General features: G+C 55.6%; 14 protein-coding genes. 5 read left to right on the top strand and 9 right to left on the bottom strand.

Annotated features, from left to right (window positions below):
• The first annotated feature begins 206 nt into the window (after positions 1 to 206).
• Positions 207 to 1,721 carry a Na+/H+ antiporter NhaC family protein gene (locus tag CCE92_RS11795; protein ID WP_088008123.1) on the top strand — a complete coding sequence of 505 codons (1,515 nt, stop codon included), beginning with the start codon at positions 207 to 209 and terminating at the stop codon, positions 1,719 to 1,721.
• A 107-nt stretch (positions 1,722 to 1,828) separates the two neighbouring features.
• On the opposite strand, the gene CCE92_RS11800 is transcribed toward CCE92_RS11795, so the two are convergent.
• The 5 genes from CCE92_RS11800 to CCE92_RS11820 form a co-directional block, all read right to left on the bottom strand.
• On the bottom strand, positions 1,829 to 4,021 hold the full coding sequence (locus tag CCE92_RS11800; RefSeq protein WP_162287869.1) for an EAL domain-containing protein: 2,193 nt from the start codon (positions 4,019 to 4,021) through the stop codon (positions 1,829 to 1,831).
• Between the two features lie 114 nt (positions 4,022 to 4,135).
• Positions 4,136 to 5,689, bottom strand: a complete 1,554-nt coding sequence (locus CCE92_RS11805; protein WP_088008126.1) for a histidine kinase N-terminal 7TM domain-containing diguanylate cyclase — start codon at positions 5,687 to 5,689, stop codon at positions 4,136 to 4,138.
• Positions 5,690 to 5,890: 201 nt separating this feature from the next.
• Positions 5,891 to 7,594: a gamma-glutamyltransferase gene (ggt, locus tag CCE92_RS11810; protein WP_088008128.1), complete on the bottom strand. Its 1,704-nt coding sequence runs from the start codon at positions 7,592 to 7,594 to the stop codon at positions 5,891 to 5,893.
• 167 nt (positions 7,595 to 7,761) lie between these two features.
• Positions 7,762 to 8,481 (bottom strand): GNAT family N-acetyltransferase, encoded by a 720-nt coding sequence (locus tag CCE92_RS11815; RefSeq protein ID WP_088008129.1) that lies wholly within the window; start codon positions 8,479 to 8,481, stop codon positions 7,762 to 7,764.
• Between the two features lie 35 nt (positions 8,482 to 8,516).
• On the bottom strand, positions 8,517 to 9,587 hold the full coding sequence (locus CCE92_RS11820) for a tellurite resistance/C4-dicarboxylate transporter family protein (protein ID WP_088008131.1): 1,071 nt from the start codon (positions 9,585 to 9,587) through the stop codon (positions 8,517 to 8,519).
• A gap of 116 nt (positions 9,588 to 9,703) precedes the next feature.
• On the opposite strand from CCE92_RS11820, the gene CCE92_RS11825 reads away from it, so the two are divergent.
• Positions 9,704 to 10,096: a VOC family protein gene (locus CCE92_RS11825; protein WP_420913239.1), complete on the top strand. Its 393-nt coding sequence runs from the start codon at positions 9,704 to 9,706 to the stop codon at positions 10,094 to 10,096.
• A 102-nt stretch (positions 10,097 to 10,198) separates the two neighbouring features.
• Here the strand turns inward: CCE92_RS11825 and CCE92_RS11830 are convergent, their stop codons facing one another.
• Positions 10,199 to 11,272, bottom strand: coding sequence for a branched-chain amino acid aminotransferase (locus tag CCE92_RS11830; RefSeq protein WP_088008135.1), 1,074 nt, complete (start codon positions 11,270 to 11,272; stop codon positions 10,199 to 10,201).
• Between the two features lie 89 nt (positions 11,273 to 11,361).
• Positions 11,362 to 11,976 (bottom strand): NUDIX hydrolase, encoded by a 615-nt coding sequence (locus CCE92_RS11835; RefSeq protein WP_088008136.1) that lies wholly within the window; start codon positions 11,974 to 11,976, stop codon positions 11,362 to 11,364.
• Between the two features lie 191 nt (positions 11,977 to 12,167).
• On the opposite strand from CCE92_RS11835, the gene CCE92_RS11840 reads away from it, so the two are divergent.
• Together CCE92_RS11840 and CCE92_RS11845 are read left to right on the top strand one after the other, a co-directional pair.
• Complete coding sequence (locus CCE92_RS11840) at positions 12,168 to 12,365, top strand: hypothetical protein (RefSeq protein WP_162287870.1); 198 nt, start codon at positions 12,168 to 12,170, stop codon at positions 12,363 to 12,365.
• 209 nt (positions 12,366 to 12,574) lie between these two features.
• Positions 12,575 to 13,222, top strand: coding sequence for a nucleoside/nucleotide kinase family protein (locus CCE92_RS11845; RefSeq protein ID WP_088008140.1), 648 nt, complete (start codon positions 12,575 to 12,577; stop codon positions 13,220 to 13,222).
• 61 nt (positions 13,223 to 13,283) lie between these two features.
• Here the strand turns inward: CCE92_RS11845 and CCE92_RS11850 are convergent, their stop codons facing one another.
• Entirely contained in the window at positions 13,284 to 13,490 is a 207-nt protein-coding gene (locus tag CCE92_RS11850) for a hypothetical protein (protein ID WP_088008142.1), read from the bottom strand.
• An 86-nt stretch (positions 13,491 to 13,576) separates the two neighbouring features.
• Entirely contained in the window at positions 13,577 to 14,161 is a 585-nt protein-coding gene (locus CCE92_RS11855) for a class I SAM-dependent methyltransferase (protein WP_241536016.1), read from the bottom strand.
• 293 nt (positions 14,162 to 14,454) lie between these two features.
• On the opposite strand from CCE92_RS11855, the gene CCE92_RS16245 reads away from it, so the two are divergent.
• On the top strand, positions 14,455 to 14,655 hold the full coding sequence (locus CCE92_RS16245) for a YbbN family protein (protein WP_241536017.1): 201 nt from the start codon (positions 14,455 to 14,457) through the stop codon (positions 14,653 to 14,655).
• Positions 14,656 to 15,350: the final 695 nt, after the last annotated feature.

The raw sequence follows: 15,350 nt of genomic DNA on the forward strand, positions 1-15,350 counted from the left end.
CCGAAGAATTGAAGCGGGGTGACATAATTTGCGTGATAAGCTGCGGACTTTCAGCTTCAGACCGTAATTTTCCATTTTTTCCTGCCTTCTCTTGCAATATTGACAATTTAGTTTGAATATTAACAGATTTCTTGACTTCCCTTTCGGGTATCGGATAGGGTAGGGGTTATGCAAAGAGACCAAAACAGAAAAAAGGAGGAAAACCGATGGAGCACTTCGGTATTATCTCACTGCTGCCTTCCATCCTGGCGCTTACACTCGCCATCTGGTCCAAGCGGGTCATCCCGTCCTTGCTGCTGGGTATCCTGGTGGGCACCATCATCATCGACACGGCTGAAAACGGATTTTTCCATGCCATATTATTTTCAATCACGAACCTTTTCGGCGCGATTGCGGGACATCCGGCCGATGAGGAAGCGGGCATTTACGGCATGGGGCTCGTCAGCAGTCCGGGACGGGCGGAAATCGTCATCGTCGTCCTGCTGCTCGGCGCCTTCATTGCCGTGCTAAACCGCTCCGGCGGCGCTTTCGCTTTCGGAAAGTGGCTCGCCGACAAAGTGAAATCGAAGAATGGAGCACAAGTTTCAACGGCGGTCATGGGAAGTGCGCTGTTCACAAGCGCCTACTTCAGCTCGCTCGCGACCGGTACCGTCTTCCGGCCGATTTATGACCGGATGAAAATTTCGCGTGAAAAACTGGCGTTTTTCCTGGATTCGACTTCAGCGCCGATCAACGTACTCGTTCCGATATCGGGCTGGGTCGCATTTATGGGAGCGCTTATGGTGGACAACATTCCATCCGTCGAAGATCCGATTGTCGGGCTCGCCCAGACGATCCCATTCAACTTCTATAACCTGCTCATCATTGTGTTTGTTTACTTGCTTGCATCCGGTGTCATCAAAGATTACGGACCGATGCGGAAAGCGGAGCTGCGGGCTCGTGAAGGATATGAGCCGGATGACCTCGACGGAGACCCGGAGGATGCCTATTCGGATACGGACCAGGACGGAGCGGAAGTTATCCGGGACGGCAAGGCGTCGGACATGGTCGTGCCTTTGGCTGTCTCTGTCGGACTGCTCGTCATTCTCGGCCTATGGAATTATACGATCGTCAATTTTGCGGATGTGCCGACCATTCCATTCGGCGGCAATCAAATGCTGATCCTCAGCTTTTCGATCGGTATCGCGGTCGCGTTCATCAAGTATGTCTCCAGCAAGCTGATGAGGCCGAAAGAATTTTTGGATGAGTTATTCGAAGGAAGCAAAAGTGTTATCCTTGGCGGAATCATCATCATCCTCGCGGTCACGCTCGGGGATATCATGCGCGCGCCGGCACCTGAAGGGACCGGTGCCGCCGGTTACCTTGCCGAAGTCGCGGGCGATGTCATTCCTGCCGGCATCATTCCGGTATCGGTGTTCATCATTTCAGCGTTCGTTTCCTTCTCGATGGGAACATCTTGGGGAACATGGGCCATTATGATGCCGATCGCCATCTCGCTGACTCTGGCGACGGGAGGCGACCCGATTCTTGCCGCCGCGGCGGTCCTTTCAGGCGGAACGTTCGGTGACCACACTTCACCGATTTCCGACACCAGTGTCATGTCGTCGGTCGGTGCAGACTGTCAGCATATGGACCACATCAACACCCAGCTTCCATACGCGCTGACGGCCGCCTCGATCGCCGCTGTGCTGTTCCTCGGAGCCGGCTTCATTTTCAGCTGACACCAATAGAGATTCATGTAGAAAAGCAGCATCCACCTCTGGCAGGCGGATGCTGCTTTTTTCATGCGGTCCTGCCGGACAGTTTCAGAGCCGGCACAGCCTTCTCTTCAGTTCGCTTCCTGCTGCCCATTCCCGAGGAGCATGTTGAATTCAAGGCCGGTGAGCGGCTTGCTGAACAGGTACCCTTGCGCTTCGTCACTGTTCTGCTGTTTTAGGAAACTCAGCTGCTCGCTCGTTTCCACGCCTTCCGCAATCACTTTCATGCCGAGGTTGTGAGCCATCGTGATGATGGTGGCCGCAATATTTTTGTTCCCGTTCGACAAGGCGATGTCCCGGATGAACGAGCGGTCGATCTTCAAGTAATCGATCGGAAATTCTTTCAGGTAACTGAGGGAACTGTAGCCGGTCCCGAAATCATCCACGGAGATCTTCACGCCCGAATGTTTCAGCCGGTACAGGATGGATGTCGCTTTTTTGACATTCATCGTCATGCTCTCGGTGATTTCGATTGTCAATTTTTCAGGTGAAATTCCTGCTTCTTCCAAAATTCGTCCGATCATTTCCGTCAGATCCGGCTGATAGAACTGCCGGAGGGAAAGGTTGACTGCGATCGTGAACGTTTCAGCTCCGGCTTTCTGCCATTCCCTCAATTCCCGGCATGCCGTCTGGAGCACCCATTCCCCGATCGGAATGATCAGGCCCGTCTCTTCGGCCACCGGAATGAACCGGTCCGGCGGAATGTTCCCCATCTCAGGGTGCTCCCACCGCAGCAGCGCTTCGGCGCCGGCCAGTTTTCCGGTTGTCAGATCCACAATCGGCTGGAACACCAGCGAGAACTGGTCCGCCCCGATTGCTTTGCGCAGCTCGTTCTCTATTTGAAGCCGGTCAAACGTCCGGCTGCTGAGCGTTTCATCATAGAAATGGAAGGAGTTCTTCCCTTCTTTCTTGACCTGGTACATCGCCATATCCGCTTTCCGCAAAAGATCTTCGGGGGTTTCGCCATCCGGCGGATACATGCTGATCCCGATACTCGGCGTGATGAAAATTTCGTTATCCTCCACGTCGAACGGATTCGCCAGTTCAGTGAGGATCCGTTTGGCCACCAGTCCGGCCGCTTCTTTCGATGTATGTTCCAGAAGCACTGTGAATTCGTCCCCGCTGTGCCGGGAGGCGATGTCCGTTTTCCGGATGCAGCCGGCCACGCGCTTGGCCACCTGCTGCAGCAGACTGTCCCCCGCACTGTGCCCGAGTGTATCGTTGATCAGCTTGAACCGGTCCAGATCGATATAGAGGACGGCCAATGTGTCGTTCTCTTTCGTCCGGCATCTGCCGACCGCTTCAGCGACGCGCTGACTGAACAGGCGCTTATTCGGCAAGCCTGTCAGCGGATCATAGAACGCCATGAATTTGATGTGCTCTTCCGCCCGGTAATGCCGGATCGCCAGGCTGGCCAGATGGGCCGTCTTCTCGATGACGTGCATATCCGTTTCCGTCGGGACGTGGGGCCTGCTGTGGTAGATGGCGAACACGCCCAGCACGTCTCCGCCGCTGTCGAGGATCGGCGCCGACCAGCAGGCCCGGAGACCGCATTCAAGTGCCTGTTCCCGGTACACCGGCCACTGGCTGTCCTTGGCGATATCCGAAGCGACCACTACCCGTTTATCATGGGCCGCCGTGCTGCAGGACCCGATGTTCCGGCCGATGGCGATCCCGTCGATCAGGGAACTGTAGGCTTCCGGCAAGTTCCGGGATCCCGCCATCCAGAGGGATTCATGATCTTCGTCAGCCAGCATGATGGAGCAGATGTTCTGATCCGATACCTGCTCCACGATCTGGAGGATCTGCTCGAGCACTTCCTGGAGAGGGTGGCTGTTCGCAATCATTTCCAGGACCCGGTTCTGCTCATTCAGCAGCAGGGTGATCCTGTTTTTTTCCGTGACATCTCTCGCCGTTCCGACAACACCGCAGACTTCCCCGTCCGCGTACACAGGAACTGCGGTCAGGGACAGCGTCAACCGGCTGCCGTCCTTGCCTCGGATGGCGGTGTCGAACTGTCCTCTTTCCCCCTGGAGGACACGCTGGAAAAACGATACCGTCCCGGGCAGCTGATCTTTCGGGATCAGTGAAGAGAATGGCGACCCGACAGCCTCTTCCTGCGAGAGGCCGGTGATGCGGGAAGCCGCTTCATTAAAGAGCCGGAACCGGCCATCCAGGTCGATGGCATAGCAGGCGTCCGGATTAAAGTCAAAAAGCGACTTGTAGATATCGAATAAGGATTCCGATTGTGTCAATGATTCCATTTTTTCACCCGTCTTTGGCATTTGCCCGCAATAATCATCCAGCCTTGTTTCGGCTGTTTAGCTGTTATATCGGCCCGGCTCCGGGAAAGTTAACAGCAGCAGCCGATCCCGCCTTCAGCATAACCTGAGGAAGTCGCTGCCGGTGCCGAACACATAGACGCAGTTCCGCCCGTTCTCTTTCGCTTCGTAAAGCACTTTATCCGCCTGCCTCATCAATTCGAGTGCATCCGGCGCCTTCCCGTCTGTCCAGTCGGCCGCCGCGACGCCGAAGCTCGAAGTGACCCGGATCTCCTGCCCCTCCGCCTGTATGCTTTGCCTTTCGATCTCCAGCCGGATCTTTTCCGCGCGGGCAAACCCTTTTTCCAGCGTGGCATCCGGGAGGAGGATGATGAATTCCTCGCCGCCGTACCGGCCGAGGAGGTCATCCGGCCCGAGGCAAGCCTTTACAGTCTCCATGGTCTGGATCAGCACTTGGTCCCCTGCGGCATGGCCGTAAGTGTCATTGATGTTTTTGAAATAATCGAGGTCGAACAGGATAAGCACCGCTCTGCGGCTATGACCGAGTGCCCGCCCGGTTTCCTGGATGAAGAAAGTCCGGTTCAGCACTTGCGTCAGCCCGTCGATGCTTGCAAGCTGCGTCATCTTTTCTTGGATTCTCACCCGCTCGGTTACATCCACAAGCGTCACGATGCGGCCGATCTGCCGGCTGTATTTATTTCTGACAGCCGACAGGCGGGCATTGAAATTCCGCTCAGCGCCGTTTTTCGTGATGGAGAAGTCGCCATCTTGCCCGCCATCCAGAATGACGGCAAGCGGATGATCGGCGGAAAGGACCTCCTCCACCTTCTTCCCGATTTCAAGTTCCGGCAGAACCTTTGCGGCAGCCGGGTTGAAATCCACAACGAGCTGTCCTTCGCTGATCACGAGCACGCCATCCGCCATGCTCTCAAATACGCTGTCCCGCGCGATGGGCACGACGTCGAACATCTGAAAAGAGAACAGCGCCGCCCCGATGAATAAAAACGTGAGACTGAGGGAGACCGCTCCGAGGTCGATGCCGTATGGGCTGCTGCCCGTCAGGTAGAACAGGCTCGACACAAGGGGGATCGAAATGCCGGAAATCATTGTAAGCGCCTGGAGACGGAAGGGGCGCTGCATTTTCCGGAACTGGCGCAGGAGCACAGCTGCGGCCGCTGCCAGGCAAGTATAGACGTAGAGATAATTTACGTAGAGCCAAGGGCCCGGCTCGAAATCCGCTATAGGAAAAGGCGAGTCCTCGCGCAATGTGACCGACGTGTAATAAAGGTGATGGAGCGGATTCGTCCAGTTCAGGACGAGCGTCATGACGGGTGCCGCCGCCAGCAGCGGCAGCCAGCGCCACGGGACTTTCTTCCCTGTATACTCGATGCACAGAAACAGCACAAAAAGCGGAATGAACGGCAAGGCGAGGTATTCGACAGCCGCCCAAAAACGGATTTCCCGCAGCGTATCACTCGACAGTTCCGCGGCATAGGCAAAGGTGAAAACCGCAGCCAGGAATGAAGCTGCAATAAAATGACGGGCGCCCGCAGCCCGGCGGATCTTCACGAGCGCATAGATCCCTAAAAAACTGCTCAATCCGCCTCCGAGCAGCAGCAGTGTAATATAAGGCAAAAGTTCAGGGGGCATGGCAATCTCTCCGTCTGGCAAAAAAGGCCTAGTTTCACTTAATTATAACGCAAGGATCTGCAGGCGGATAGCAGGTATTTCTTGCAGCCAGTCTCTTTATCGAAAAAAAGTATCAGCTGCTGCTCCAAGGAAAAAGACCCCGAAAGCGGACTTTCCAGGTCTTTTTCCAGTTGCTTCCCGCAGAGAGAAGCGGTATTGTTTTTATCCCCCAGCCGGCGGCTCCAGCAGTCCGATGGCCAAGCCGGGCCGTGTCCTGTCCGCCGCTCCGTACAGTATCCCGTTTTCCTGGTCGATCAAAATCGCCTGCACGTCTCCGATCCGGAGCGTTTTCACGTTAAGGTCATATCCCATCGCGCTCAGCTTTTTCTTCACTTCATCATCGAGTTCCACTTCGAGCTGCACCGGGTCGTTCACGCTGCTGAATATCCGCGGCACCGCGATTGCCTCGTTCAGGTCCATCTCGTAATCCAGCACGTGCAGCAGCACCTGCAGGACCGAGGATACGATCGTCGAACCGCCGGGTGAACCGAGCGTCAGGAAGGGCTTGCCTCCGTGGAACGCGATCAGCGGCGTTTTGGAGCTGACCGCATGCTTCCCGCTGTCCGGTTCGTTGACTCTTCCCGGGTGGGGATTAAAATCTGTCAGGTCATTGTTCAGCAGGAATCCGTAGCCCGGCACCATGATGCCCGAACCGAACATCCGCTCGATCGACGACGTGCACGCCGCGACATTCCCCCATCGGTCGACAGCCGTGAAATGGGTCGTCTCGTTCCCTTCTTCAGCCGGTTCGGAATGGACCAAGCTGTTCGGCTCCCCGTCCTGGTATTTCCACGGATCCCCGTAACTGATGTCCTTGTTCCGCTTCCACAGCCTGATCTGCTTGCGCCGCTCAGCGATGTACGCATCGCTCAGCAGACCTTCGATCGGCATTTCCTTGAATTCCGGGTCGGCGATATACGTGCTTTTGTCGGCAAGCGTCAGCCGCAGCGCTTCAGTCAGGATAAAGTATTTTTCCCAGGAATTGACGCCGTACTGGCTGATGTTGAACGGTTCCAGGATTTTCAGAAGCTGGGCGACCGCGAAGCCGCCGCCGTTCGGAGGAGCCGGGAAAGCGAATTCGTAGTCCCTGTAACTGCCGCGCAGCGGCTCATCGATGGAGACCCGGTAGTTCCGGAGATCCTCACTTGTCACAAGGCCGTTATTGGCGCGGACCGTATCCGTGATCGCCTCCGCGATCTCACCTTCGTACACAGCGCTGAAGCCGTGCTCCTGGATGATTTTCAATGTTTTCGCCAAATCCTTCTGCGTGACGGAATCCCCTTCGACAAGCGGAACCCCTTTTGGCATGAACACTTTTTTCGCTTCATCGTGCAGCCGGTAATGCATCATTTTGATCGTTTTCTCCCACAGGGAATCCACCCGGTATGGCTCTTCCGCGAGCCGGATCGCCGGATCGATGAGCCGTTCAAGCGGCATCGTCCCCCACTTGTCATGCAGGGTCTCCATTCCTTTCATGATGCCCGGGATGCCGACCGCCTCCGCCCGGGTCGACCGTTTGATGAAGGGAGGCACTTCATTTTCCTGGTTCAAAAACAGGTCCGGTTCGGTCGCTTCCGGAGCGACCGTGTGGGCATTGATCACTTTTGTCTCGTCCCGCCCTGCATCGTAATACGTAATGAACCCGCTCGCGCCGATGCCGGTGTTCATGCCTTCCACAGCCGCGAGCGCCAGCTGGATGGCGATCACCGCATCAGCCGCATTGCCGCCGTCCCGCAGCACCTGCGCTCCCGCTTCCGTCGCTTCCTCGACCGCACTTGCCGCCATGCCATATTTTCCGCGGACAGTATGCTCGCGCGACCGGTCATCGCGCGCGTTCTGGTTTCGGATGATTTCTTTTATTCCCATAGCGTCAGCACCTTCCTTTACAATGAATTATCGTTTTTTCCTGCTGTTGTCTAGCCGCATTCTTCTATATTCCCTCTTTGATGGCCGAATAAAATAAAAATTTCCGGGTGCAAAAAACGGCGGGAAGGAGCCGACCGCTCTCCTTCCCGCCGTTTCTGATCTTGTTGTCAGGACTGCCGCTCCAGCCGGTAAATCCCTTTTTTATCGCGCAGCCTGCAGCCGTTGCGCTCGAAGATGCCGATCATATGCCGGTTTTCTTCGTCCGTGCTGCCGACATACGTTTCCGCACCGAAGCGGTCATGCAGCAGACCGAGCGACAGCCGGTGAAACAAAGTGCCGAGCCCCTTCCCCCGGTTTTCAGGCGTGACGCCGAAGTAAAACAGGCGGCCTTCGGTTTCTGTGCCGGCCTCGATGTGCGGAATACTGACGCCGGCCGGCTCTTCTCCCTGCCAAAAGATAAAGCAGTGGGACCGCCAGCCGTCACCCAGCTCATGACTGAGCGACTCCATGATCTGGTCCATGGTGAACAGCTTGTTCTTGTTGGCAGAGCCGCTCCGGCAGCGGTCATACAAATCGGCGAATTCCCGATCGAACATGGAGCTTGCGCCGAGGGACTCCACCCGCACCGTCCCGCCGGCTTCTTCGCTGCCGTCGAGCCGCTTGGAATATTCCGTGATGACGGAAATTTTCCGGAAGCCCTGACCGAGCAGCCAGTCCTCGTATGCCGGGTCCATGAGGAGCGACAGGAAAGACGACTTCTCCCCGCGCCATTCGGACAGGAGACCGGCGAATGCTTCCCGGTACCGTTCTTCACTGACTTCCTTCTGTTTCACCTGATCGACGAGCCAGTACTCGCCCTCTTTCCTGATTGTGCTGAAAAGCTCCATCGTTTTTCTCCTTTTGTCGTTCTCTGTCCTTCATATCAGCCGGACGCTGAGTGATCGGCGCCTTCCAGCCGCCTCGTACGCCGATAGCCGGTAAACAAATGGTGCAGCAGGCCGGCGAATCCCGATAGCCAGGCCGCCAGAGCGATATAGACCATGATATGCGGAATGACCGCCAGGAATGGCAGAGCCAGCGCCTCGGACAGCTGGAATGTGCTCGTCGTATACATGGCGAGCGGGAACGCCATCCCCCAGAACTGCGGGTCGTACGTCAGCGGATTGCCATGGATGACGTGGCGCCAGATCATCAGGATGAATAAAAGCGGGATCCACCATGTGCCCGTAATCCAAAAGAACAGGGTGAACCCTTTCAGGAACGGCGTGATTTCCCCGAGCAGCGGCCACAGATCCGCATGCAGGATCAGCGTCGAGCCGGCCAATGTCGTGATGGCGACGGCGCCCATGTTGATCCAGTACGGCGGCGTCAGGGCCGACGACTGGAGCTCCAGGAACGTGAACCGGTAGAAGATGAGCGTGATGATGTTCAAGTAAAGCATGCAGCCAAGGAAATACATGCAGAGCGTAAAAAACAGCATGACCGGCCGGCCTTCTTCCGCGAACGGGGAAAGCAGCGTGCCCAGAATGGACAGGGACTGCGTTCCGACCGCCGCGATGAGCCAGGCGCCGTTGATCCCTTCGCCCATTGTCGGCTTATTCCGCCGGATGGTGACAGCCGTGAAGAATGTGTACATGATGATGCACCACAAAACGATGGCCAGAAACCAAAGGTAAAGCGGGAGCGTGTGCAGCCCGCCGACGACGAAGAGCTGGCTGCCGAACACGGAAGTGGCGGCGACGAGCGTAAAAAAGCCCGGCCCCCGCGCATGGCTCGTCAGATCGTCCGTCAGCCGCGGGAAGTACAGCACGAGCCGGGTGATGGTCAAAAGCCACAATGCCACATAAGCGATGACGTTGACGAAGAGAAGCGCGTAGGCGATGATGGCCATGCCGAGCAGGAAAGCGCCGATCGACAGCGCACCGGTCGCCATGACGAGCGCAAAGTATCCGGGGAATAACGTTTTTGCCCCTTGTTTGAAAAAAGAACCCATGATCAGATGCTCCTAAAGTTGACTTTTTTCTTTTATTCTATCATCCACCCGGTTCTTAAGCGGGGAATTCCCGAGAAAATCAGGGAAAAATCCTGTATGATTTAGGGACAACGGAAATGGAGGAGATCATTATGGAGCCGGCAGCCATCCGGAAAATCGGCCAAGTCAGTGTACCTGTCCACAGTCTCGAAACCGCCATCCCGTTCTACCGTGATACACTCGGTCTGCCGCTTTTGTTCCAGACCGGAAATCTCGCGTTTTTCGAATGCGGCGGCACGCGTGTTTTACTCAATATTCCCGAGGATGAGCGTTTCGCAAAATCAAGTTCTGTCCTTTACTTTGATGTGGCGGATATCCGCGGGGCTTATGAAGCGCTCCTGGCGAAAGGCGTCACATTCATCGATGAACCGCATGTCGTCGGCAAGATGGGCGATTCGGAATCCTGGATGGTATTTTTCGAAGATCCGGACCGGAACATCCATGCGCTTGTCAGTGAGAAAGACGCCTGATCCGCTGAAGCTTCTGTCCGGCGGATGCATTGCTTGTCCGAAAAATACAAACGGCAGGTCTGGAAAACCGTTCCGCGGATTTTCCGGACCTGCCTGTTTCATTCATCCGATTTCCACCGTCCAGCCGAACTCATCTTCCAGTCTCCCGCTCTGGATACCGGTGATCGTATCGTACAGCCGCTGCGATAAATCGCCGATTCCGTGCTGGTTGATGACCGCCTTCTTTCCCCGCCAATTCAGTTCGCCGACCGGAGAAATCACAGCTGCCGTGCCGGTCCCGAAAATCTCTTCCACCTTCCCGGCTTCATGCAGATCGAACAGCTCTTCGATCGCGATTTTCCGTTCCGTAACCGGGAGACCCCACGATCCCAGCAGTTCAATGACCGATTTCCGGGTCACCCCTTCCAAAATGCTTCCGTTCAGTGCGGGTGTGATCACTTCATTGCCGATTTTGAAAAAGATGTTCATGCTGCCCACTTCTTCAATGTACTTTTTCTCAATGCCATCCAGCCAGAGCACGTCCGCGTTGCCTTGCTGTTTCGCATTCGCCTGTGCCCGATAGCCCGATGAATAGTTGCCGGCGGTTTTCGCCGTGCCGGTCCCGCCTTTGACCGCCCGTGTGAAGGTATCTTCCACGTGGATGGTCACCGGTTTCAGCCCTCCCGGAAAATACGGGCCGACCGGCGACAGGATGATGCTGAGCCGATACGAGCGTGAAGGGCCGACCGCGAGATTGGGCTCCGTCGAAATGACGAACGGGCGTATGTACAGGGAAGTGCCCGGCGCTTCGGGAATCCATTCCTGATCCAGGCGCAGCAGTTCCAGCAGGCAGGCGAGCACCTTTTCTTCATCGATCGGCGGGATGCTCATCCGCTCGCATGACTTGTTCAGCCGTTTCATGTTCATTTCCGGCCGGAACAAAAGGGAGCGGCCGTCCTGTGTGCGGTATGCCTTCATGCCTTCGAACACGGTCTGTCCGTAGTGGAAAATCATGGCGGCAGGATCGAGTTCCAGCGGCCCGTACGGAACGATCCGCGGATCATGCCACCCCTTGCCTTCTGTGTAATCCATCATGAACATATGATCTGTGAAAATCGTGCCGAACGGCATTTCCCCTTCCGCCGGCTTTGCTTTCCGTTCTTTCCGTTCTTCAATGACCAATCCATGGTTTTCCATCACCGAACCTCCTCACAGGCTGATTTAGACGAAGCTGATTTATGAATTCATTTGTTTCCGATACTTGGCGTCCGCTGCAGTACGGCCCCTTATTTCACCACACTGATAAAATGGGCGAGGATGCGGGCGGTGAGTCCCCAAATCACTTTATCCCCGTATGAATAAAAGTACTCTTCCATGTGCCGGGTCCGCCAGTCATACTCTTCCCCGCCTGTGATCAGATCGAACGGAAAATCGGGTTCCGGCTGTACCGAAAAACCGATCCGGTAGACTTTCGGCGGTGTGCTGAAGAAAAAAGACAGCGGCACGGTGAACACGTGATCGACTTCCGCTTTATTCAACTCAAGCTCCGCCTCTGCGCTGATCTCACCGGCGAACGCGTAAACCATCATGCCGAAAGGCGATACGAGATAGTCGAGTGAATGGACGTCCGAGATTTCAGCCGGACTGATGCCGAGCTCCTCTTCCGTTTCACGGAGTGCCGTCTCTTTTGCGTCTTCATCCGCCCGGTCGATGCGGCCGCCCGGAAAACAGATTTCCCCCGGCTGCCTCCGGAGACTGTAGGACCTCACTTCGAACACCACGTGGGTTTCCCCATTCTTCTCTATCAGTGGCAGGAGCACGGCATATTTTGCAAAATCCTCATGGCCGAGGACGGAAGGTGTATGCTCTTTTACCCTGTCCAAAAACTTCTTCGGCTTCATCCTGTCACCTCCTGATCCCTCCATTATACAAGAACCGAAAAAGACTTGACACCGATGTCCTGCCATCCGGTTCTGCGGACTGGCCTTTTCAACTGCTGAAATCAATTGATTGCTAACCCGGCAGCCAGCGTATTAAGATAAGAAATGTAAACCATTGTGATGGAAGCGACGAAAAAGGAGTGTCTGTACAAGTGATCACATCCACTATGAGCCCTCAGACGATTGTGGCGGAATGGCCGGAAACACAAGCCGTCTTCGCTAAACACCAGATCCGCATAGACCAAACCGCTCTGACCGATTCATGCAATGCCTTCGTGCTCGGCACGGTTCTGTCCGAACTGAATGAGACTGCGGCAGCTTCAGAAGCGGCTTGCTCATCCGGCGGCTGAAGTATCTGACAAAACGAAGCAGGCTGCTTCGAAGACCGTCCCGTCCGTTTCTAAGCGGACGGGATTTTTTTGTTCCCTTGAATCCCATCGGGCCGGGAGTTACTGTTCAGCCGCCTTCCCAGCCGGAAATGGTTATCCTGTACCCGCTTCCCGTTCATGCGTTACGATGGAGACCGAGTATTGATATCAGCTGAAGGAGATTTTTTTGTATGAGTGATTTAGCGAAAAAACTATCGCATGTTTATTGGATCGGCGGTTCCCCGTGTGCCGGGAAGACATCGGTCGCCCGCATGCTCAAAGAGAAGTATGGCTTTATTTATTACAAAGCGGATGATGAGCATCCTGCGCACGTCGAGCGGAGCACGGAAGAACAGCATCCGAACATGAACCGGTCCCGGCATCTCACGTGGGGTGAGTACTGGTCGGCGCGCTTCTCGACCGTTCCCGTCCCTCGCCAGGTGGAGGAATCGATCGGGTTTTATGAAGAGCAGTTTTCCATGGTGGTCGAGGACCTTCTGGCACTTCCCGATACCTCGCCGGTGCTGGTGGAAGGTTCTGTCGTGCTGCCAAAGAAAGTCGCACCGCTTCTCGCGGATCCGAACCGGGCGATCTGGCTGTTCCCGACCCCCGATTTTCAAGTGAAGCACTATTCACAGCGTGAATGGATCCATCACATCCTCAAACTCACCGAAGATCCGGATCTGGCGTTCCAGGGATGGATGGAAAAAGAGATGGGTTTCGCCCGCAGCGTGCGGGAGAGCGTAAAAAAGTATGGCTTCGAATCGATCCAGGTCGATGACAGCAAATCGCTTAAAGAGAACTTCGATGCGGTCCGCACCCACTTCGATCTTCATTGAGTGAACAGCAGCAGCCGCAGGCTCAACGCTTGCGGCTGCTTTTGTATTCCGGCGCGCTGCTTTACTTGAACATGGCCCGAAACCAGTTCTGATCTTTTATATAAGCGAGAAACCGGTCGTCGAGTTTTGCGATTTTACGGATCACTTGTTTGTCTGTTTCTGTGAATCCCATTTCATTTCCTGTCACTTTGAATGCATGCAGAATGGATTCTATTTCCTTTTGGTTCATCTGCACTTCATAAATCGTCTCACTGCGTCTATCTTCCATGCGATCCCTCCGTCCCTATGGTTAGTTCCATTATAGGGGGAATCGGTCGGAATTCAAAAAATTCTTTTATCTATAGGTATCCGCTCTTATTTCCCCCTGTTTTTCACATATGCCCGCAATGCGTACTGTGCTGAATTGAGCCGGATCCGCTCCGCGGCGAATCCGCTTCGGCTGACAGCCGCCAGCAGTTTCCCCGAAGGAATGAGCTGGCTTTTCCGGGGCCCTTCCCGCATTTCCACCTCTTCCCATTCGGTCAGCAGGAGCATTCCGCCCGGCTTCAGGATCCGCCGGATCTCCTGCAGCATTTTTTCCGGGTCGCCCACTTCATGGATCGCGAATGTGGTCAGCACTTTATCAGCCGAGCTGTCTTCAAGCGGGAGGGCTTCCAGATCGCTTTCAATGAAGCGGATATTCCCGACCTGTTCCCGTTCCGCGTTTTCCTTCAGCATGGCCAGCATGCGCGGTTCAATATCGACTGCCTGGACCACCCGGTCTGTCAGCCGGGCAAGCGGAATCGTGAAATACCCGTTGCCCGCCCCCAAATCCGCCACTTCGTCCTCCCTCTTGACTTTCAAGTAACGCAGAACCTGCTCAGGCGGCAGGGAAGCTCTCCTCTCCTCGCTGAATAAAAGATGGGCATTGTCGGGATTGAATCTCTTTTTTCCGTTCACACATAAACGCCTCCTAAAATGCTGCAGTGGGCCACAGCCATATGCTGATTGTATGCCACCCCGGGCCGTCCGTAAACGGAGCCCGCAGGTTTCCCCGTTTTTTCCAGCGGTTATACGGCGCAAAACAGGGTAAGCAAGAAGAAACCGCACACGAGGAGGGGAAACGGATGGAGGAACTGACATCTCTCGCAGCTGCTGAAACGTTCACACAGCAGGGCGGCCTGAACTTTTTGTATGTGCTGCGCCCTGGCTGAGGGGTTTGCCATGCTTTGCTTCCGCAGGTTGCGGAAGTTATGGATGCCTTCCCTGATATCCGGACGGCAGTGGCGGATGCGGAAAAAATCGAAGCGCTGGCCGGCTATTTGTCGATTTTCACCGTCCCGGTCCTGATTTTATTCGCTGACGGCAAGGAAGTCCTCCGGGAAGCCAGATTCGTGCATATCGAGGAATTCCGCCAGCGAATCAGCAAAATCCACGAAGGCTACATCTCCTGAACGGCGGAAAAATGAACGTAAAAATAGCGGCTGTCCAAAAGTCTCTTCCGATTCATCATGATTGGAGAATTCAGTTGGAAGGGACCAGCAACAGCTGGCGCAAACGCTCGCTTGCTCCTGCGATTACTCGTCGCATTAAAACACTTGCTCCTGCGCAGCTGCGCTGCTCGTCGCAGTTAAAACCGTTGCCGTGGGCCCGCACGATGCCGCGCTCTCGGGTCCTCTTCCTTTCAAGCCTCCTCTGCCGGTTTCACCGGCATGCGGGGTCTTGAGCCGCCCGTTTTTCCGCAGGGCAAGCTGCAGGCCGCGCGCGAGCCGTCTGCGGCTTTGCGACGAGCTTGCGCAGGAGCAGAAATTTTTTTCGCATTTCCGCTTGCTCCTGCCGGCCCTGTCTCTCAGAAGCGAAACTGCCAACCGAAAAGGCGGAAAGAGGAACTAATGCCCTCTTCCCGCCTTTTTTGCGTTCCCGTCGTTTTTTTCCTATAAGTTCAGACAGGGGCAGCCAGCAGATCGCCTGCCTATCCGGTCTTGGGATGGACAGGAAACCGGCGACTCCTGCGGAAGAACGGATGGCCGAGACAACCGCTGCGAAGCATGAGCGGCGGTGGCTCGGCCGTCCGTCCGGGCAGCCAGCATCGCGACGTCCTGTCGCGCTGGCTGCATTTCCCACATCGTGTGGGTCAAAAAGCGTCCGG

The sequence above is a fragment of the Indiicoccus explosivorum genome (assembly GCF_002167005.1).
GTDB classification, from domain to species: Bacteria; Bacillota; Bacilli; order Bacillales_A; family Planococcaceae; genus Indiicoccus; species Indiicoccus explosivorum.

Excerpts from the sequence above, each read along its gene's own strand:
- CCE92_RS11795 (WP_088008123.1), top strand. The coding sequence starts at position 207 with ATGGAGCACTTCGGTATTATCTCACTGCTGCCTTCCATCCTGGCGCTT.
- CCE92_RS11800 (WP_162287869.1), bottom strand. The coding sequence starts at position 4,021 with ATGGAATCATTGACACAATCGGAATCCTTATTCGATATCTACAAGTCG.
- CCE92_RS11805 (WP_088008126.1), bottom strand. The coding sequence starts at position 5,689 with ATGCCCCCTGAACTTTTGCCTTATATTACACTGCTGCTGCTCGGAGGC.
- ggt (WP_088008128.1), bottom strand. The coding sequence starts at position 7,594 with ATGGGAATAAAAGAAATCATCCGAAACCAGAACGCGCGCGATGACCGG.
- CCE92_RS11815 (WP_088008129.1), bottom strand. The coding sequence starts at position 8,481 with ATGGAGCTTTTCAGCACAATCAGGAAAGAGGGCGAGTACTGGCTCGTC.
- CCE92_RS11820 (WP_088008131.1), bottom strand. The coding sequence starts at position 9,587 with ATGGGTTCTTTTTTCAAACAAGGGGCAAAAACGTTATTCCCCGGATAC.
- CCE92_RS11825 (WP_420913239.1), top strand. The coding sequence starts at position 9,704 with ATGGAGGAGATCATTATGGAGCCGGCAGCCATCCGGAAAATCGGCCAA.
- CCE92_RS11830 (WP_088008135.1), bottom strand. The coding sequence starts at position 11,272 with ATGGAAAACCATGGATTGGTCATTGAAGAACGGAAAGAACGGAAAGCA.
- CCE92_RS11835 (WP_088008136.1), bottom strand. The coding sequence starts at position 11,976 with ATGAAGCCGAAGAAGTTTTTGGACAGGGTAAAAGAGCATACACCTTCC.
- CCE92_RS11845 (WP_088008140.1), top strand. The coding sequence starts at position 12,575 with ATGAGTGATTTAGCGAAAAAACTATCGCATGTTTATTGGATCGGCGGT.
- CCE92_RS11850 (WP_088008142.1), bottom strand. The coding sequence starts at position 13,490 with ATGGAAGATAGACGCAGTGAGACGATTTATGAAGTGCAGATGAACCAA.
- CCE92_RS16245 (WP_241536017.1), top strand. The coding sequence starts at position 14,455 with ATGGATGCCTTCCCTGATATCCGGACGGCAGTGGCGGATGCGGAAAAA.